Raw genomic sequence first — 17,562 nt, 5'->3', positions numbered from 1 at the left:
CGCGTACCACAGCTTAAGCGGCCCTACGGAAGGTAGAAGGGGCGTACGCGCTCACGAATCCAGTCCGTGACCGGGTCCTGCACGGCGTCGAGGAGGATCAACTGCACCGGCCAGGGCGCCGGGACGCGGGCCAGGGCCCGGCCGAGGGCCTCCAGCGGGGCGCCGTGCGTCTCGGGATCCCATCCCACCAGTCGGACACCGATGAACAGTTCCGGCTCCCCGCCCTCGACGCTGGCGAGGCAGCGGTGCGCGGCGGCGACCACGCCGGTGGCGCGGAACTCCTCCGCGGCGGCGGCCAGGAAGTCCACCGGGTCCTGCTGCCAGTCGGGCTCGTAGAGCCGGACCCGACCGCCGGTGGACGGCCCGTCGAGCGGGGTCCGCCCGGTACGGCACAGCTCCGCCACGGCGGGCGGGGGCAGGGGGACGCCGACGGCGCCCTCGGGATTGAGCGCGATGCCGAGCTGCGGGGGCAGGCCGCGGGCGAACTCCACGGCGGGGGCCACGGCGAAGTCCATGCCGGGACCGACGCAGTAGCGGAACTGGGCCTCGGAACTGTAGACGGGGACGTACGCGGCCCCGCCGATGTCCATGGTCGGCAGGTCGAGGCTCGCGGCCTCGGGTGCGCCGCCGCCGGGCAGGGGCACCCAGACCTGGCTGCGCCCGAGCACCTCCAGGATCCGGGCCCCGGCGTCCGGCTGCCCGAGCGCCGCGCCGAGCACCTGCTCCAGCTCATTCCCGGGCCAGCCGGTGCCGCCCCCGCCGCCGCTGCCTTGCATGTGCCCCGTGCCTCCGTCTGTGGTCCCCGCCGAACGTCGTGGCGAGATTATCCGCTGCGCCGGCGCCCGGGCTCCGCCGGGGCAACCCGCTCCTAGGCCGTCTCTGTCGGATCGCGCCGGGCGACAAGATCCGAAAGAGACGACCTAGGCGTGGAAGGCGATGCGGGACACGGCGGCGGCCGAGGGGCGGTCCAGGAGGGTGACCGAGGCGCAGCCCGCCGGCGGACGGCCGGCCTCGGCCTCGCGCAGGAGCCTGGTCACCGCGCCCCGGTGACGGGCGAAGGCGTACGCGGAGACCCGGCGCCCCCGCGCCGCCTGGCCGGACAGCGCCTCCTCCGGGCTGCTGTCCAGGAGCAGCAGGTGCAGCGCCCGGCCCCGACGGCGCGCGACGGCCGCGAGCAGGCCCCGGACCCAGGCCTGGGTTCCACAGTCGTGCACGACCACCGAGGCTCCGGAGCGCAGGGTCCGCCACAGCCCCCAGTAGTGCGCGGCCCGCACCAGCGGCCGGTACGCCCCGTACGGCAGCCCCGCCGGCATCCGCCGCTCCCAGCGCTCGCGGGTGTCCTGGGAGTCGATCGCGCCGCCCTCGGCGGCCGCCCGCTTGATCAGCGTGCTCTTGCCCCCGCCCGGCAGTCCGGACACCACCACGATGTCGCCCGCGGCGAAGCCGAGCCGGCGCGCCCCCCGCGCCCCGGCCCCGCGCAGGTCGCGTACCCGTCCGGCACCGGCACCCGCACCGGCACCCGCACCGGCACCCGCGCACGCCGCCGCACCGGCACCGGCACCCGCACCTGCGCCGCGCTGCGCCGGCACCGCGTCCACGGTTCCCACAGCCGCCACTACTCCGAATCGCCGCACAGTGTTCGCCTCCCCCGAATCGGGTCACAGGACCCTTTCCCACTGAGTGTAAAGAGACGGTAATCCGGCAGCACCGGTTCCGTTCCAGCCTTCCGGCCCCGTACGAACTTTCGGGGCCCCACGCCCGATCACCACGGTGGCGTGCAATGATGTGCGCCATCTGGACCAACTGCATACCGGCCGCTTGAATCCGCGCGGGAGAGTCCCGGCACGCCGCGAGGCCGTGCACGGGCGCCGAAGGAGCAAGAACCTCCCTTGAATCTCTCAGGCCCCGTACCGCGTGGATGAGGCAGATCTGAAAAGCGAGCCGTCCGACGGACGGCTCCACCCAAGGTGCAAGCCGACCGTCCCCGGCAGTGGGGGAACTCTCGGCGAACCTCTCAGGTTCCGATGACAGATGGGGAGGACCTTCCTCGTCATGTCATGCCCTGGGACTCGGGAGCCACACCCATGAGCAACGCCCCCCGCCTGACCGCACTCGATGCGCTGCACCGCTCGCTCGGTGCGACCATGACCGACTTCGCGGGCTGGGACATGCCCCTGCGGTACGGCAGCGAGCGCGACGAGCACAACGCCGTACGCACCAAGGCCGGTCTCTTCGATCTGTCCCACATGGGCGAGATCACCCTGACCGGCCCGGAGGCCGTCAAGGTCCTGGACTACGCGCTGGTCGGCAACATCTCCACCGTCGGCATCGGCCGCGCCCGCTACACGCACATCTGCCAGGAGGACGGCGGGATCCTCGACGACCTGATCGTCTACCGCCTCGGCGAGACCGAGTTCATGGTCGTCGCCAACGCCTCCAACGCCCAGGTCGTCCTCGACGCCCTGACCGAGCGCGCCGCCGGCTTCGACGCCGAGGTCCGCGACGACCGCGACGCGTACGCGCTGATCGCCGTCCAGGGCCCGGAGTCCCCCGGCATCCTCGCCTCGCTCACCGACGCCGACCTGGACGGGCTGAAGTACTACGCCGGCCTGCCGGGCACGGTGGCCGGAGTGCCCGCGCTGATCGCCCGTACGGGCTACACCGGCGAGGACGGCTTCGAGCTGTTCGTCGCCCCCGAGCACGCCGTGGAGCTGTGGCAGGCGCTGACCAAGGCGGGCGAGGGCGTCGGCCTGGTCCCGGCCGGCCTGTCCTGCCGCGACACCCTGCGCCTGGAGGCGGGCATGCCGCTGTACGGGCACGAGCTGACCACCTCGCTGACCCCGTTCGACGCGGGGCTGGGCCGGGTCGTGAAGTTCGAGAAGGAGGGGGACTTCGTCGGCCGCGCCGCGCTGGAGGCCGCCGCCGAGCGCGCCGCCGTGAACCCGCCGCGCAAGCTGGTCGGCCTGATCGCCGAGGGCCGCCGCGTCCCGCGCGCCGGCTTCTCCGTCGTGTCTGGCGGCGAGGTCGTCGGCGAGGTCACCTCGGGCGCCCCGTCGCCCACGCTGGGCAAGCCGATCGCGATCGCGTACGTCGACGCGGCACACGCCGCGCCCGGCACCTCCGGCGTCGGCGTGGACATTCGCGGTACGCATGAGGCGTACGAGGTCGTGGCCCTGCCGTTCTACAAGCGGCAGAAGTAGCCCCGTACGGCACTTCGCAGTACCGCCGTCTCAGTAACCAAGACCGCTGTTCGTATCCACTCCCCCGCATCCAGGAGAATCAGGTCATGAGCAACCCCCAGCAGCTGCGTTACAGCAAGGAGCACGAGTGGCTGTCGGACGCCGAGGGCGGCGTCGCGACGGTCGGCATCACGGAGTTCGCGGCCAACGCGCTCGGTGACGTCGTCTACGCCCAGCTTCCCGCGGTCGGCGACACCGTGACCGCGGGCGAGACCTGCGGCGAGCTGGAGTCGACCAAGTCGGTCAGCGACCTGTACTCCCCCGTCTCCGGCGAGGTCGTCGAGTCCAACCAGGACGTCGTCGACAACCCGGCGCTCGTGAACACGGACCCGTTCGAGGGCGGCTGGCTGTTCAAGGTACGCGTCACGGAGGACCAGGACGACCTGCTCTCCGCCGACGAGTACGCCAAGCTCACCGCCGGCAACTGACCCAGGGGATCCTGATGTCCGTACTGAACACCCCTCTCCACGAACTCGACCCCGACGTCGCCGCCGCCGTCGACGCCGAGCTCGTACGCCAGCAGTCCACCCTGGAAATGATCGCGTCGGAGAACTTCGCTCCGGTCGCCGTCATGGAGGCCCAGGGCTCGGTCCTGACCAACAAGTACGCCGAGGGCTACCCCGGCCGCCGCTACTACGGCGGCTGCGAGCACGTCGACGTGGTCGAGCAGATCGCGATCGACCGCATCAAGGCGCTGTTCGGCGCCGAGGCCGCGAACGTCCAGCCGCACTCCGGTGCGCAGGCGAACGCCGCCGCGATGTTCGCGCTGCTGAAGCCGGGCGACACGATCATGGGCCTGAACCTGGCCCACGGCGGTCACCTGACCCACGGCATGAAGATCAACTTCTCCGGCAAGCTCTACAACGTGGTCCCGTACCACGTCGACGAGTCGGGCCAGGTCGACATGGCCGAGGTCGAGCGCCTCGCCAAGGAGTCCAAGCCGCAGCTGATCGTCGCGGGCTGGTCCGCCTATCCGCGCCAGCTGGACTTCGCCGCCTTCCGCCGCATCGCGGACGAGGTCGGCGCGTACCTGATGGTCGACATGGCGCACTTCGCCGGCCTGGTCGCCGCGGGCCTGCACCCGAACCCGGTGCCGCACGCCCACGTCGTCACCACCACCACGCACAAGACCCTCGGCGGTCCGCGCGGCGGTGTCATCCTGTCGACGCAGGAGCTGGCCAAGAAGATCAACTCCGCGGTCTTCCCCGGTCAGCAGGGCGGTCCGCTGGAGCACGTGATCGCCGCCAAGGCGGTCTCCTTCAAGGTCGCGGCCTCGGAGGACTTCAAGGAGCGCCAGGTGCGCACCCTGGAGGGCGCGAAGATCATCGCCGAGCGTCTGGTGCAGCCGGACGTCACCGAGGTCGGCGTGTCCGTCCTCTCCGGCGGCACGGACGTGCACCTGGTCCTGGTCGACCTGCGCAACTCCGAGCTCGACGGCCAGCAGGCCGAGGACCGGCTGCACGAGATCGGCATCACGGTCAACCGCAACGCCATCCCGAACGACCCGCGCCCGCCGATGGTCACCTCGGGTCTGCGCATCGGCACGCCGGCGCTCGCCACCCGCGGCTTCGGCGCCGAGGACTTCACGGAGGTCGCGGAGATCATCGCGGCCGCGCTGAAGCCCGCGTACGACAGCGAGGCCCTGGGGGCCCGCGTCTCCGCGCTCGCCGCGAAGTTCCCGCTGTACCCGTCGCTCTGAACCACGGGCTCGGAAGGGGCCCGGCCTTGTTCTGCACAGGGCCGGGCCCTTTTCATGACCAAAGCCCCAGGTGGATGCGGCCCATTGCCACTGAATCGTTCAAGAAGCGGCAAATAGGCTCCGAATAAAGGAATCACCGCATCCCCTGGCAGGACGGACACCCACCCATGGACATGAGCGCAGCCAACAAGAAGGGACTCAGTCTCTTCGCGCTGGTCATGATCGGCATAGGCTCGATCTTCGGATCGGGCTGGCTCTTCGGAGCCGGCACGGCCGCGCAGGTCGCGGGTCCGGCGGCGCTCGTCGCCTGGGTCATCGGCGCGGTCTTCATCGGCATGATCGCCATGTCCTACGCCGAAGTCGGCGCGGCCTACCCGATCCCCGGCGGCATGGCCCGCTACGGCTCCATCTCGCACGGCCCGGTCCTCGGCTTCATCACCGGCTGGGCGGTGTGGATCGCGGTCGCCTCGCTGATCCCGATCGAATCGATCGCGGCGACCCAGTACATGTCCTCCTGGAGCTTCGGCTGGGCCAAGGACCTGGTGGACGCCCAGTCCCACCAGCTGACCGCCTTCGGCATGGCCGTGGCCCTGCTGCTCACCGTCCTGCTGTGGCTGTCCTGCTACTGGTCCGTCCAGCTCCTCGCCAAGATCAACTCCCTGCTCACCCTGGTGAAGTTCGCCATCCCGGTACTGGCGGTCGTCGCGCTGATCGCCTCCGGCTTCCACACCGACAACTTCACCGCCCACGGCGGCTTCGCCCCCAACGGCTGGACGGCCGTCCTGACCGCCGTCACCACCTCCGGCGTGGTCTTCGCCTTCAACGGCTTCCAGGCCGTGGTGAACCTCGGCGGCGCCGCCAAGAACCCGGGCCGGGCCATCCCGATCGCCCTGGTCGGCGCGCTCTCCCTGGGCCTGGTGATCTACCTCGCCCTCCAGACGGCCTTCCTGGGGTCCGTACCGCCGGAGCACCTGGCGCAGGCCGGCGGCTGGTCGGGCGTGAACTTCAACTCGCCGTTCGCCGAGCTCGCCAAGCTCCTGATGATCCACTGGGTCGTGGTGATGCTCCAGTTCGGCGCCTTCATCTCCCCCGCGGGATCCAACATCGCCAACGTGGCCTCGGCCGCGTACATGGTCCAGAACCTCTCCGAGACCGGCTTCTTCCCGAAGAAGCTGGCGCAGACCCACCCCGTCTACGGCACCGCCCGCCCGGCGATGTGGATGAACCTCGGCTTCTCCGTCCTGCTGCTGGTCACCGTCGGCCACAGCTGGAAGACCCTCGCCCCGATCATCTCGGCCGCCATGGTCATCTCGTACCTCATCGGTCCGGTCGCGGTGGGCGTCTTCCGCCGCACCAAGCCGGACCTCCCCCGTCCCTTCCGCCTCCCCGCGGCCTCCGTCCTGTGCCCGCTGACCTTCGTCTTCGCCGCCTGCGCCCTGTACTGGTCGAAGTGGCCGAACACCGGCATCGTCACCGCCCTGACCCTGCTGGCCGCCCCGATCGCGGCGCTGGTGCTCTCCCGCAAGGGTGAGAAGAACCTCCTGCGGCAGTTCGAGCCCGCCTGGTGGATCGTCTTCTTCCTCGGCGCCCTGTCCCTGCTCTCCTGGCTCGGCTCCACCGACTTCGGCGGCCGCGGCACCATCCCGGGCGGCGTGGACATCGCCCTGGTGGCGGCCATGGCCCTCGGTACGTACTTCTGGGCCGTACGGTCGGGCACCCGGGCCCACCACGCGGGCCTGCCCGGCCCCGACCCGGTCCTCGACGCCGACGCGGCCGCGACCGCGCCGGGCGGCGCGGCGGCTCCGGAGCGTGAGCTGACACCCGCCTGACCCGTCCACGTAATCCACACCACCTCGTCCGGCAGCCGAACCGTTCATTTCACCGCGATAAGCTCGTCTGCCGGACAAAATCCGATCAATCCGCCTCTCCTGCCCCCTCCCACCCCACGAGCAGACAAGGGAGTCCGCCAGTGGCCATCTCCGTCTTCGACCTCTTCTCCATCGGCATCGGCCCGTCCTCCTCCCACACGGTCGGTCCGATGCGTGCCGCGCGCATGTTCGTGACGCGTCTGAAGAAGGACGGCGTGCTCGCCCAGACGGCGTCCGTGCGCGCCGAGCTGTTCGGCTCGCTCGGCGCGACCGGCCACGGCCACGGCACCCCCAAGGCGGTGCTGCTGGGCCTGGAGGGCCACTCCCCCCGCACCGTGAACGTGGAGACGGCGGACGACGAGGTCGAGCGCATCCGCAAGAGCGGCCGGCTGCGCCTGCTCGGCGCGGAGATAGGCGATGGCCACGAGATCGCCTTCGACGAGCCGAACCAGCTGATCCTGCACCGCCGCCGCTCGCTGCCGTACCACGCGAACGGCATGACGCTCTTCGCGTACGACGAGTCCGGCGCCCCGCTGCTGGAGAAGACGTACTACTCGGTCGGCGGCGGTTTCGTCGTGGACGAGGACGCGGTCGGCGAGGACCGGATCAAGCTCGACGACACGGTACTGAAGTACCCCTTCCGCTCCGGCGACGAGATGCTGCGCCTGGCCAACGAGACGGGCCTGTCGATCTCCTCCCTGATGCTGGAGAACGAGAAGGCCTGGCGCACCGAGGAGGAGATCCGCGAGGGCCTGCTGGAGATCTGGCGCGTCATGCAGTCCTGCGTCGCGCGCGGCATGTCCCGCGAGGGCATCCTCCCTGGCGGTCTGCGGGTCAAGCGCCGGGCCGCGTCCACGGCGCGCCAGCTGCGCACCGAGGGCGACCCGATGATGCACCGCAGCGAGTGGACGACGATCTACGCGATGGCGGTCAACGAGGAGAACGCGGCGGGCGGGCGGGTCGTGACCGCCCCGACCAACGGCGCGGCGGGCGTGCTGCCGGCGGTCCTGCACTACTACACGAACTTCGTGCCGGGCGCGGACGAGGACGGCGTGGTCCGCTTCCTCCTCGCGGCGGGCGCGATCGGCATGCTGTTCAAGGAGAACGCCTCGATCTCCGGCGCCGAGGTGGGCTGCCAGGGCGAGGTCGGCTCGGCCTGCTCGATGGCGGCCGGAGCCCTCGCCGAGGTCCTGGGCGGCACCCCGGAGCAGGTCGAGAACGCGGCCGAGATCGGCATGGAGCACAACCTGGGTCTGACCTGCGACCCGGTCGGCGGCCTGGTCCAGATCCCGTGCATCGAGCGCAACGGCATGGCGGCGGTCAAGGCGGTCACCGCGGCGAAGATGGCGATGCGCGGCGACGGCAGCCACAAGGTCTCCCTCGACAAGGTCATCAAGACCATGAAGGAGACCGGCGCCGACATGAAGGTCAAGTACAAGGAGACCGCCCGCGGCGGTCTCGCGGTCAACGTCATCGAGTGCTGACCCGCGGCGGCGGGAGCCGGGACGGCTGAGGCCGACGCGCGCGGGCCCGGCGCGCGGACGTGCGCGCCGGGCCCCCTCGCGTTCCCGCGCTAGGGGGTGTCTGACGGACGCCGCGGACACCTGTCAGACACCCCCTAGGAGTCCGTCTTCGCCCGCAGGGCCTTGAGGCAGGCCTTGGCGAAGTCGTCCACGGACGCGTCGAAGGCCGTCAGGCTCTCGGGGGTGGGCGCCGAGCGCGCCTCGGCCGTGACGGTGATGTCGATCATCAGGTTGCTGTCCCGCAGCCGCAGCTCGCGCACCTGGCGCCGGTCGTCCGGCGGGTTGAAGCCGAAGCGGTAGGCCTCCCTCCCGATGCCCTTCGCGTCGGTGAGGGCGCGGTCCGGCTGATCCTTCAGCGTGTTCTCCTTGCCCCGCGCGAAGACGTCCTTGGCGAAGTCGACGCTCTCGGTGTAGGCGAGGTCCAGCTCGACCTTCACGTTCGTGTACTTCGCCGGGCCGGACTCGACGAGCGGCTGGACGCACGCGACGCCCGGTGCGCCCTGGCCGGCCCGTTCGCTCCGGTCCGCGGCCTCCTCGCGGGCGCCGAGCGGATCGGCGAGCTCGCCGTACGGGAGCACGTTGCAGATCTCGTCCGTGGCCTTCCAGCGGTAGCCGCCCTTGCCCTCCTGCGCGACCTCGGGGTCCGCACCGCCGCCGCAGGCGGTGGCCGACAGGACGAGGGCGACGGCGAGCACCACACGGCGGGGAGGGCGGGAACGGCGCATCCGGTTCTCTCCTGTCGGACGGAACTGGTTCACCCAACCAGCCTGCCATCAAAGGGAGTTGTACGCCGGGGGAAAATCGGAACGAAACCGGAACTGTGGGATCCCGCCCGGCGTCTTACGCCGTGCCAGCAGTCCCCGTCTCTCGAGAATCGAGGGGACGTCATGACCCACCCACGTCTCCGGCAGTCCGTGGCCCTGGTATCCGGCGCTCTGCTCGCCGCCTGCCTCTCCTTCGCCGCCCCTGCCTCGGCCGCCGCATCGACCACCTCCGCCACCTCCACCACCTCCGCCACCCAGCCCCGGACCCAGACCCCGCTCGTCGTCAACGCCCGCTGGGCCGGGCACGCCACGTACGACCGGATCGTCATCGACCTGCAGGGGTACGTCCCCGGGGCGACCGTCACCCCCGTCGCGCAGCTGATCTACGACGGGTCGGGCAAGCCCGTGCCGCTCGCCGGGAAGTACTTCCTGGAGATACGCCTCAACCCCGCCGCCGCGCACAACGACGCGGGCGAGAGCGTCTACCGCGGTCCCAAGCTCCAGAAGATCCAGCTCGGCAAGCTCAAGGGCCTCGCCCTGACCGGCGACTACGAGGGGTACGTGACCTTCGGCGCCGCCTTCGACACCCTGCCGTACTACCGCACCTTCGCCCTGCACTCACCGGAGCGGCTGGTCGTGGACATCGCGCACTGACCCGGTGCCGGCGCGCCCGCACGGGGCCGGGTTGTTGCGGGCGCGCGGCCACCGGTACCGGGCTCGGGGCGATCCTGTTCAGGCCGCCGATCATGGCGGTGCTCGGCACGGTCACCCTGCCCTTCCAGGCGCTGCTGCTCGCCCACGGCGGGCTCACCACGCTCGGCGCCGACGTCTTCTCGATGGCGGTGGCCGGGCCCTGGGCGGGCTACGCGGTCTACCGCCTGCTGCGGAAATCCGACCTGCCGCTGATGGTCGCGGTGTTCTCGGCGCGTTCTTCGCCGACCTGGTCACCTCCTGCGTGACCCTGGTCCAGCTGGCGCTGGCCTTCCCCGACGCGGCGAGCGGATTCACCGGCGCGCTGGTGCAGTTCGCGGAGATCTTCGCGTTCACCCAGATCCCGCTCGCGGTGAGCGAGGGGCTGCTGACCGTGCTCGTGATGTGCATGCTGATGCAGTACAGCAAGTCGGACCTGGTCCCGTTCGGCGTCGCCAGGCTCACCGGATCCGAGAAGCAGCGGGAGGCGGCGGTCTGATAACCAGGAACGCGAAGACCAACACCCTGCTGCTGCTCCTGGTGGCGGCGCTGGCCGTCCTGCCGCTCGCACTGGGGCTGGGGGACGGCCGGGCTCGCCACTACCTCGTTCGTCCGGGCCTTCGACCGCGCGGCGCGGCTCCAGGCGGGCCTCGCCGGGCGGGGCTACGACGGCGCCCTGCGGGTGCCGGTCCCCGAGTCCCCGCTGTCCTGGCGGTTCCTGGCCTGGTCCGGCGCGCTGCTGGCCGGGCCGGTCGCCGCAACTCTCACGCTGAAGGAGCTGTACCTGTGCGGCCGTTGGTGGAACTGGTGGGCGCGGGCTACGCGTACGAGGACGGGCCCGCCGTCCTCGCCGGGGTGGACTTCGCCATCGCCGAGGGCCGGGCACTGGTCCTGCTCGGCCGCAACGGCAGCGGCAAGACCACGCTGATGCGGCTGCTGAGCGGCGGCCTGAAGCCGGGCTGGGGCGCGCTGCACCTCGACGGCGCGGTGGTCGCCCACGACCGGGCGGGGCTGACCCGGCTGCGGACGGCGGTGCAGCTGGTCGTGCAGGACCCCGACGACCAGCTGTCCGCCGCCTCGGTGGAACAGGACGTCTCCTTCGGCCCGATGAACCTGGGCCTGCCGGTCGCGGAGGTCCGCGAGCGGGTCGATTCCGCCCTGGCCGCGCTGGACATCACGGCGCTGCGGGACCGCCCGACCCACCTCCTCCCGTACGGGCAGCGCAAGCGCGCGGCCATCGCGGGGGCGGTGGCGATGGCTCCGCGGGTGCTGATCCTGGACGAGCCGACGGCCGGTCTGCACCCGGACGGCCAGGAGCGGCTGCTGGAGGTCCTGGCGGGGCTGCGCACCTCGGGGACCACCGTGGTGATGGCCACCCACGACGTGGACCTGGCCGTGCGGTGGGCCGACGACGCCGCGGTCCCGCGGTCCTGACCCCGTCGGGCATCCGCGTGGGACCGGCCGGGGAACTGCCGTCCGATCCGGCGCCGCTGACGGAGGCGGGCCTGCGCCAGGCCTGGTCCCCGGCGGTGACGGCCCTGCTGCGCGCCCACGGCCTGCTGGCGGCCGGCCTCCCGGGCCCGCGCACCCCGGAGGCGCTGTCCGGCTGGCGGTAGCGGCCGCGGCCGTCCTGGGCCTCCCTAGGATGGCGTCATGTCGCTCCCCCACGCCATCCTCACCGCCCTGCTCGAGAAGCCCTCGTCCGGGCTGGAGCTCACCCGGCGGTTCGACAAGTCGATCGGGTACTTCTGGTCGGCGACGCACCAGCAGATCTACCGCGAGCTCGGACGGCTGGAGGAGTCCGGGCTGATCCGGGAGCTTCCGAGCGAGGTGCCGGTGCGCGGGCAGAAGAAGGAGTACGAGGTCCTGGCGGCGGGCAGCGCGGAACTGGCGCGGTGGGTCGCCGAGAGCCAGGATCCCAAGCCGATGCGCGACCCGCTGCTGCTGCGCATCCGCGCGGCGGGCGTGGTCGGGCCGCAGGGGCTCGGGCCCGAGCTGCGGCGCCATCTGGAGCTGCACCGGCGGCAGCTGGCGCAGTACGGGGCGATCGAGGAGAAGGACTTCCCGCCGGAGCGCGACGCCGTGGAGGACCGGCTGCGCCGTCTGGTGCTGCACGGCGGGATCGCCCTGGAGACGTTCTGGCTGCACTGGCTGGAGGAGGCCCTCGGCGAGGTCGAGGACATGACGGCCGACGGGCCCGGCCCCGGGGCATGACCGCGCCCCCGTCCCGGCAGGCGGAACGGGGGCGGCGCGGGGCCTACTTGTTGAGGGCGGCCCAGAACTCGTCGAAGCTCAGCAGGCCGTCGCCGTTGGCGTCCTTGGCCGCGAGCACCGCGTCCGCGACCGCGCCGGTGACGTAGGCGTCACCCATGGCCTTCATGGCCGCGCTGTACTCGTCGGCGGTGATGAAGCCGTCACCGTTCACGTCGAACTTGTCGAACGTCGCCCGCGCGCTCTCGATGCTCGCCACTGGGTCCACCCCTTCTTGGTGCTTGTTGACCGGCTCAGGGTAGCCGCCCCGCGCACCGGCCCCCGCTCCGGGTCCCGTTCGGACGGCAGATAGATATTCAATTACTCTTCCGTAAGGCGGAAGCGATGATTCCAGCCAACAAATCAGCCCCGGACTTGTCACGCTCCGGGACCACGGCATAACGTCATGGCATTGCCGCCACACCAGGAGCGCAGGGCTCCCAGGGACAAGCGGCAACAAGGGCGATCACACAGGTGACGATCACAGCTGACGCATCATTCGAAGTTCTGCCCTTCACCCGCACCTGCCGCCATATCTGGGAAGACGGCGACCATGTGCTCATCGGGGTGAGTCCCGGAAACAGCTACTTCAGCTCCGAGCGCATCGCCGGCCTCGCCCAGTGGGCCACGACCCGCTTCGCACAAGTCGACTTCGTCTACGCAGACCTCCACGTGGACCGGATGTTCGCCGCTTTCGGCTACGCGAGGGAGCATGCGGAGAAACGTGCCGCAAAGGAGATCAAGGCGGTCCGGCGGCGGATTCTCAAGGGCGTCGAGGAATCAGGGTCCGCACGGCCCGAAATCCGCGTGCGAGCACTTTCCGAGTTCCAGGCGAATCCCGTCTACCAACTGCTGCACCGGCGCGTCCTGCATTTCCTGGCGACTGACACCGAATTCCGCAAAGGCTGCGAGGAGATGGCGCTGCACTTTGTCGGCTCCAAGTTGCCGGAAGGTGAATCCATCACGGCCGGGCAGTTGCAGATCTGTTTCGATTATATGGCGGCCGAGCTGCCCTTCTTCGTGGACACCCCGAGCATTCTCGACGTGCCGTCCTCGGTGGCGGCCTACCACGTCAGGATGCCGCTGACCGATGTCCTGTTCGCGCGCGGCGGGGGCCTGCGCGCGACCCGCAACCAGGCCTACGCCGTCGTACGGCCCGGGACGGCAGCCGAGGAGCACACGGCGCACGCGAACCACGCACCGACGGGAGGGAGTCTCGATGAGCGCCGGGCAGCGTGAGGGCCAGGGGGGCCGGGAGCGGCCTGGCTGGTGAGCAGCTACGCGCTGGCCAGACGGGTGCTGGAGGGGGCCGATTTCGACCCGGAGGCGTTCGAGCGCCCGGACGAGCTGGACCTGGAGCGCGAGAGCTCCCGGCCGCACCTCGCCTTCGGCGCGGGCCGGCACTTCTGCCCGGCCTCCGCGCTGGGCCGGGCGCACGCCGAGATCGCGCTGGAGGTGCTGGTCGAGCGGCTGCCCGGGCTGCGGCTCGCGGTGCCGGCGGAGAACCGCGTCTGGCGGACCGGCTTCATCAAGCGGCTTCCGGAACGGCTCCCGGCCGCCTGGTAGGCGCACCGGGTACGGCGGTGTCCCGGGAGCCGTGCGAGCTCCCGGGGCACTGCCGCGTCCGCGTCACGGCACTACCGGAAGATGCCGGTGTGGCCGAGCGAGTAGCGGCCGGGCTGCGGGTACACGGCGAGGCCGTGCGGGCCACCGCCGACCGGGATCCGGGCGAGCTGCTTGCCGGTCACCGTGTCGATCGCGTAGACCTCGGAGTTGTAGCGGCCCGAGAGCCACAGCACCTTGCCGTCGGCGGAGACTCCGCCCATGTCCGGGCTGCCGCCGTCGGGCAGCGTCCACTTCTTGGTGAGCCTGTTCTGCGGGAAGTCGAAGACCGAGATCGTGCCCTCTCCTCGGTTGGAGACGTACATCTCCTTGGAGTCGCGGCTCACGTACAGTCCGTGGCAGCCCTTCCCGGTCGGCAGCAGCTTGGGGACCTCGAACTTGTCGCCGCCGAGCACCCACATGCCGTGCGCCATCATGTCCGCGATGTAGAAGGTCTTCCCGTCCGGGGAGACCTTGACGTCCTGGGGCATGGCGCCCTCGAACGGCAGCTTCTGCTGGCCGATGACCTCCATCTTCTCGGTGTCGACCTTGAGGAGCTCGCCGGAGAACTCGCAGCTCACGATGAAGTAGCGGCCGTCGGCGGAGAAGTCCGCGTGGTTGACCCCGTAGCAGCTCACCGGGACGGTCTTCACCCGGTCCATCGTGTGCGGATCGCGGAAGACCAGTTCCTTGTCCATCGAGGCCATGACGATCGCGTACTTGCCGTTCGGCGTGAAGTACAGGTTGTACGGGTCGTGCACCTCGACGGGCTTCCCGGCCTCCCCGGTGGCCGGGTTGATGGGGGTGAGCGTGTGGCCGCGGTTGTTGTTGACCCACAGGGTCTTCATGTCCCAGGAGGGCACCACGTGCTGGGGCTGGACGCCGACCGGAATGGTGTCGATGACCTGGTACGTCGCCGGGTCGATGACCGACACCGTGTTGGAGTTGGTGTTCGGTACGTAGACGCGGGACGGGAAGTCCTTGACCACCGGGGAGAGTTTGTTCGGCCGGTCCGCCGCGTACACGTCGTTCGGATCGAGGAGCGGGGGCATCCCGGCCAGGCCCGGCGGTGCGGCCGGGACGGCCTTGGGGGGTCGGGCGGCACCCTTGGTGCCGAGCGCCTCGGCGGGTCCCTTGTCGGCCGATCCGCACCCGGCCAGGGCGGCGAGGACCAGACCGGCCAGCAGCACGGCGGCCTTCCGGGGAAGGCAGGTGGTCTTCATGGCGTCAGCAGCTCCGTGGTGGTCACCGCGCGCAGCTTGCGTCGCGCGAGTTCTTCGAGGAGGGGCGGCATCGCGTCGACCGTGTCCGCGTAGCCGAAGTGCAGGCTCACCACCGATCCGGGCCGGATCGTCCCGGTGACGGTGCGGATGACGGCCGCGGCACCGGGCGAGGTGAAGTCGAGGGAGTCCACGTCGTACGACAGGACGTGCGGGTAGCCGGCCCGCTGGGCCAGCTTCTGGACGAGCGGGGTGGCGTACTGGGTCTGGGAGGGCCGGAACCAGGTGCCGATGGAGCCGGTGAGCCGCTTGAGGCGCTGGGCGCAGCCGGTGATCTCGGCGTGGGCCTCCGCCTCGGGGAGGTCGTTGATCGCGAGGTGGCGCTGGGTGTGGTTGCCGAGCTCGTGTCCGCCGTCGAGGATCCGGCGGGCCAGGTCCGGGTGGGCGTCGAGCCAGCTGCCGATCGCCAGTACGGTGACCCGCGCGCCCGCCTTCTCGGCCGAGGCCAGCACCGCCCGGGCGACGGCGGGGTCCCCGTTGCCGTGGAAGGTCAGGGCGACCCGGGGGCGGTCGCGCGGGCCGTGGGCGATCTCGACGGGCAGCCCCGGGTACCGGCGCGGGAGGGCCGCGGCCGGCGCGGCCGGCCGGGCGGGTCTGGCCGGGCCGGGCGGCGGGGCCGAGGGGGCGGCGGCGGGGCGGCCCGGTCCGCAGGCGGCGGTGAGGCCGGCCACGGCGGCGCCGGCCGTGGTGAGACCGCCCGCGCGCAGGACCGCGCGGCGGCCTGGATGTGAGAGCACCTGCCCATTTAAGGGGCGGATGGACCCTAAGGTAATGATTGACCCAATTCGGGACCTTCGGCGAAGTCGTCCTACCAGGGGTCTGTCCGCTATGTGATCAACGATTCACACAGAGCGGTCGATAGTTATTCATCGAATACGAGGTGAGTGGCCCACCTCACCTAGGATTTAGCAAGAAACTCTTACTATTTGCACAGTTATGTCCGAGTAGGGACTTTTGGCGTTTGGGGCCGCGTCTGCCATAGTCGGAACCACGGCTTCCCATTGACCCGAGCGAAGCCTTCACGCCGAGGATCACACCCCAATCGATCCTCGGCGCACCCATGAAGCCCCCGCACCGCCCCACCACGGCGACCAGGGGGCTTCAGGCGTTGCTGCGGTCGGCCACGCGCATCTCGAACCAGGTGATCTTTCCTCGCGGCAGCAGGTCGGCGCCCCAGCGGTCGGACAGCTTGTCCACGAGGAAGAGCCCCCGCCCGGTCGTGTCCATCTCGTGGACCGGCATCAGGCAGGGCAGTCCCCGCGAGGGGTCGCGCACCTCCACCCGGATCCAGCCGCGCCGCCGGAGCATGCGTAAGCCAAAGGAGCGGGCCCCGGTGTGACGGACCGCGTTGCCGACGAGTTCCGAGACCAGCAGGACGGCGTGCTCGGAGATCTGCGGCGAGAGCCCCCAGAGCCGTATCACCACGCACTGGGTGAGCCTGCGGGCGGTGCCGGCCGACTCCGGCATGGACGGCAGGATCACTTCCGCCTCAGCCGGGTTCCCGTACAACTCCAGTGCCTTGAGGCCCTGTTCGTCCTCAAGTGCCGCCGTGAGCCGCACGGCCGAAGCGCTGCTGCGCTGCCGCGGCTGTTCCACACCCTCCAGGCCCGCCATGCACCCATCATGGACGGCCGACCTGCCCCTCCGGGCCGTTCCACGGGAAAAGCCCCTGCGGAATCAACAATTCCGCAGGGGCCTGGTGTCATATGCGAGAGGCAACCGGAGGCCGGGTGCACCCACCTTGACCAGCGGTGACGCAGCGCTCGGAAGTGATCACCGTGAGTGGATCACCGAATCTGCTTAAGGTTCCCTTAAGGCCTGGCTAATCCACCCGCAGGGGTCATACGAACTTCGCCTTGCCCGGGCCCTCTTCGACGAAGCTGCGCATGCCGCGCTCACGGTCCTCGGTGGCGAACAGGCCCGCGAACCAGTTGCGTTCGATGGTGAGCCCCGTGTCGATGTCGGCCTCCAGGCCCGCGTCCACGCACTCCTTGGCGGCGCGCAGCGCGATCGCCGGGCCCTGGGCCAGCTTCGCGGCCCAGGCGTGCGCCTGCTCGTACACCTCGGCGGCGGGGACCACCCGGTCGACCAGGCCCAGCGCGAGCGCCTCGTCGGCCTTGACCATCCGCCCGGTGAAGATGAGGTCCTTGGCCCGGGAGGGGCCGATCAGCCGCGACAGCCGCTGCGTGCCGCCGGCGCCCGGGATCAGGCCGAGCAGGATCTCGGGCTGGCCGAGCTTCGCGTTGTCGGCCGCGATCCGGTAGTCGGCGCAGAGCGCGAGCTCACAACCGCCGCCCAGCGCATAGCCGGTGACGGCCGCCACGACGGGCTTGGGGATGCGGGCCACCGCGGTGAAGGCGTCCTGCAGCGCGCGGGACCGGGCGATCATCGCCGCGTGGTCCATCGCCTGCATCTCCTTGATGTCCGCGCCCGCCGCGAACACCTTCTCGCCGCCGTAGATGATCACCGCTCGGACGTCGGCCCGGTCGGTGGCCTCCACCGCGAGCTCGCGCAGCCGGTCCTGGGTGGCGATGTCCAGGGCGTTCATGGGCGGCCGGTCCAGGCGGATGGTGCCGACGCCTTCGGAGACTTCGAGAGAGATGGTCATACGGGGAAGGTTAGCGGCGGCTAACGCGAGGTGGCCCGG

General features: G+C 70.9%; 17 protein-coding genes, 3 pseudogenes and 1 riboswitch. Of the genes and pseudogenes, 12 read left to right on the top strand and 8 right to left on the bottom strand.

Going from position 1 to position 17,562, the window contains the following annotated elements; all coding sequences use genetic code 11:
- Positions 1 to 23: 23 nt before the first annotated feature.
- Both ACTVZO_RS28520 and ACTVZO_RS28515 read right to left on the bottom strand, forming a co-directional pair.
- Entirely contained in the window at positions 24 to 776 is a 753-nt protein-coding gene (locus ACTVZO_RS28520) for an enhanced serine sensitivity protein SseB (RefSeq protein WP_443301059.1), read from the bottom strand.
- Between the two features lie 144 nt (positions 777 to 920).
- Positions 921 to 1,598 carry an AAA family ATPase gene (locus ACTVZO_RS28515; protein WP_443303294.1) on the bottom strand — a complete coding sequence of 226 codons (678 nt, stop codon included), beginning with the start codon at positions 1,596 to 1,598 and terminating at the stop codon, positions 921 to 923.
- Between the two features lie 221 nt (positions 1,599 to 1,819).
- Positions 1,820 to 1,923, top strand: a riboswitch (glycine riboswitch).
- Between the two features lie 161 nt (positions 1,924 to 2,084).
- On the opposite strand from ACTVZO_RS28515, the gene gcvT reads away from it, so the two are divergent.
- The 5 genes from gcvT (at position 2,085) to ACTVZO_RS28490 (ending at position 8,290) form a co-directional block, all read left to right on the top strand.
- On the top strand, positions 2,085 to 3,200 hold the full coding sequence (gcvT, locus tag ACTVZO_RS28510; RefSeq protein WP_443301058.1) for a glycine cleavage system aminomethyltransferase GcvT: 1,116 nt from the start codon (positions 2,085 to 2,087) through the stop codon (positions 3,198 to 3,200).
- An 86-nt stretch (positions 3,201 to 3,286) separates the two neighbouring features.
- Complete coding sequence (gene gcvH, locus ACTVZO_RS28505) at positions 3,287 to 3,667, top strand: glycine cleavage system protein GcvH (protein ID WP_443301057.1); 381 nt, start codon at positions 3,287 to 3,289, stop codon at positions 3,665 to 3,667.
- Between the two features lie 14 nt (positions 3,668 to 3,681).
- Positions 3,682 to 4,938, top strand: a complete 1,257-nt coding sequence (glyA, locus tag ACTVZO_RS28500; protein ID WP_443301056.1) for a serine hydroxymethyltransferase — start codon at positions 3,682 to 3,684, stop codon at positions 4,936 to 4,938.
- Positions 4,939 to 5,105: 167 nt separating this feature from the next.
- Positions 5,106 to 6,767, top strand: a complete 1,662-nt coding sequence (locus tag ACTVZO_RS28495) for an APC family permease (RefSeq protein ID WP_443301055.1) — start codon at positions 5,106 to 5,108, stop codon at positions 6,765 to 6,767.
- 140 nt (positions 6,768 to 6,907) lie between these two features.
- The gene (locus ACTVZO_RS28490) at positions 6,908 to 8,290 is read left to right on the top strand and encodes an L-serine ammonia-lyase (RefSeq protein WP_384219517.1); all 1,383 of its coding nucleotides are present in this window, start codon (positions 6,908 to 6,910) and stop codon (positions 8,288 to 8,290) included.
- A gap of 134 nt (positions 8,291 to 8,424) precedes the next feature.
- On the opposite strand, the gene ACTVZO_RS28485 is transcribed toward ACTVZO_RS28490, so the two are convergent.
- Positions 8,425 to 9,054 (bottom strand): hypothetical protein, encoded by a 630-nt coding sequence (locus ACTVZO_RS28485; RefSeq protein ID WP_443301054.1) that lies wholly within the window; start codon positions 9,052 to 9,054, stop codon positions 8,425 to 8,427.
- Positions 9,055 to 9,216: 162 nt separating this feature from the next.
- Here ACTVZO_RS28485 and ACTVZO_RS28480 point away from each other — a divergent pair, with 162 nt between their 5' ends.
- From ACTVZO_RS28480 to ACTVZO_RS28460, 5 genes and pseudogenes are all read left to right on the top strand, one after another.
- Positions 9,217 to 9,747: an AMIN-like domain-containing (lipo)protein gene (locus ACTVZO_RS28480; protein ID WP_443301053.1), complete on the top strand. Its 531-nt coding sequence runs from the start codon at positions 9,217 to 9,219 to the stop codon at positions 9,745 to 9,747.
- Positions 9,642 to 10,282, top strand: a pseudogene (locus tag ACTVZO_RS28475) (energy-coupling factor ABC transporter permease); the annotation flags it as partial. The gene ACTVZO_RS28480 and the pseudogene ACTVZO_RS28475, both read left to right, overlap by 106 nt.
- A gap of 87 nt (positions 10,283 to 10,369) precedes the next feature.
- Positions 10,370 to 10,561 (top strand): annotated as a pseudogene (locus tag ACTVZO_RS28470) (cobalt ECF transporter T component CbiQ); the annotation flags it as partial.
- 8 nt (positions 10,562 to 10,569) lie between these two features.
- Positions 10,570 to 11,399 (top strand): annotated as a pseudogene (locus tag ACTVZO_RS28465) (ATP-binding cassette domain-containing protein).
- A 37-nt stretch (positions 11,400 to 11,436) separates the two neighbouring features.
- Positions 11,437 to 11,997, top strand: coding sequence for a PadR family transcriptional regulator (locus ACTVZO_RS28460; RefSeq protein WP_443301052.1), 561 nt, complete (start codon positions 11,437 to 11,439; stop codon positions 11,995 to 11,997).
- Between the two features lie 43 nt (positions 11,998 to 12,040).
- Here ACTVZO_RS28460 and ACTVZO_RS28455 read toward each other — a convergent pair whose 3' ends face one another.
- A complete protein-coding gene (locus ACTVZO_RS28455) occupies positions 12,041 to 12,253 on the bottom strand; it encodes an EF-hand domain-containing protein (RefSeq protein ID WP_069922031.1) in 213 nt (70 codons plus the stop codon).
- A gap of 254 nt (positions 12,254 to 12,507) precedes the next feature.
- Here ACTVZO_RS28455 and ACTVZO_RS28450 point away from each other — a divergent pair, with 254 nt between their 5' ends.
- Positions 12,508 to 13,272, top strand: coding sequence for a tRNA-dependent cyclodipeptide synthase (locus tag ACTVZO_RS28450; RefSeq protein ID WP_443301051.1), 765 nt, complete (start codon positions 12,508 to 12,510; stop codon positions 13,270 to 13,272).
- A 30-nt stretch (positions 13,273 to 13,302) separates the two neighbouring features.
- Positions 13,303 to 13,599, top strand: coding sequence for a cytochrome P450 (locus ACTVZO_RS28445; protein WP_443301050.1), 297 nt, complete (start codon positions 13,303 to 13,305; stop codon positions 13,597 to 13,599).
- 71 nt (positions 13,600 to 13,670) lie between these two features.
- On the opposite strand, the gene ACTVZO_RS28440 is transcribed toward ACTVZO_RS28445, so the two are convergent.
- The 4 genes from ACTVZO_RS28440 to ACTVZO_RS28425 form a co-directional block, all read right to left on the bottom strand.
- Positions 13,671 to 14,858, bottom strand: a complete 1,188-nt coding sequence (locus tag ACTVZO_RS28440) for a YncE family protein (protein WP_443301049.1) — start codon at positions 14,856 to 14,858, stop codon at positions 13,671 to 13,673.
- Positions 14,855 to 15,652 carry a polysaccharide deacetylase family protein gene (locus ACTVZO_RS28435; RefSeq protein WP_443301048.1) on the bottom strand — a complete coding sequence of 266 codons (798 nt, stop codon included), beginning with the start codon at positions 15,650 to 15,652 and terminating at the stop codon, positions 14,855 to 14,857. The genes ACTVZO_RS28440 and ACTVZO_RS28435 overlap by 4 nt, the downstream gene beginning before the upstream one ends.
- Before the next feature lie 364 nt (positions 15,653 to 16,016).
- The gene (locus tag ACTVZO_RS28430) at positions 16,017 to 16,529 is read right to left on the bottom strand and encodes an ATP-binding protein (RefSeq protein ID WP_443301047.1); all 513 of its coding nucleotides are present in this window, start codon (positions 16,527 to 16,529) and stop codon (positions 16,017 to 16,019) included.
- Positions 16,530 to 16,755: 226 nt separating this feature from the next.
- A complete protein-coding gene (locus ACTVZO_RS28425; protein ID WP_384219490.1) occupies positions 16,756 to 17,523 on the bottom strand; it encodes an enoyl-CoA hydratase/isomerase family protein in 768 nt (255 codons plus the stop codon).
- Between the last annotated feature and the right edge of the window lie 39 nt (positions 17,524 to 17,562).

Source organism: Streptomyces sp. IBSNAI002 (assembly GCF_052244475.1).
Classification (GTDB): Bacteria; Actinomycetota; Actinomycetes; order Streptomycetales; family Streptomycetaceae; genus Streptomyces.
Note: the sequence above shows the minus strand (reverse complement) of the source record. Positions and strands in the feature narration are given on the sequence as shown.